This is a genomic window from Wolbachia endosymbiont of Tuta absoluta (assembly GCF_059414725.1).
In genome coordinates, this window is record NZ_JBNRJY010000186.1 from 1 (window position 1) to 471 (window position 471).

The following is a 471-nucleotide window of genomic DNA, read 5'->3' on the forward strand; positions in this document are numbered from 1 at the left end:
CACAACTTTATGCAACAGAAATACATAAATCAATACCATTCTTTTTAAGTTGTAATAAAGCATCTGTGTTCAATCCATAGCCCTCATCAACACGATCGATCCATTGTTGACTTGTGTGGTCACTGCTGCCCAAAGTGCGGAAGATGCTTCACCAAAACGTAGTTCCTTTCCTTCCATTGCATAGAGTTGTGATGCCGTAGAAGAAAGGCTTTCAGACCAAATCGCAATGGTCGCAGAAAGCACGGACATGAACAGCATTGAACCAAAGACAAAGCCTGCAAATCTTGCGCGTTTGGTGAAAAAACCTAACATGAAAATAACAGAGACTGGAATCAGTAAAATGGCGATCGATCATGTGGCGAACGAGGACAATATCTTGGAAATTGACATACATTTGATACAGTGAAATCACAATCAATGTGGGTGCCAACATCAATCCGAATACTGCACTGAATGCACCTTTAACACCAG

General features: G+C 41.2%; 1 protein-coding gene. It reads right to left on the reverse strand.

Going from position 1 to position 471, the window contains the following annotated elements; genetic code table 11:
- Positions 1–69: 69 nt before the first annotated feature.
- Positions 70–312 carry a potassium-transporting ATPase subunit KdpA gene (locus tag ACJ5GX_RS01920; RefSeq protein WP_495292643.1) on the reverse strand — a complete coding sequence of 81 codons (243 nt, stop codon included), beginning with the start codon at positions 310–312 and terminating at the stop codon, positions 70–72.
- Positions 313–471 lie beyond the last annotated feature (159 nt).

Bases quoted from the DNA above. Each gene is read 5' to 3' on its own strand.
- ACJ5GX_RS01920 (WP_495292643.1), bottom strand. From the start codon at position 312: ATGTTAGGTTTTTTCACCAAACGCGCAAGATTTGCAGGCTTTGTCTTT.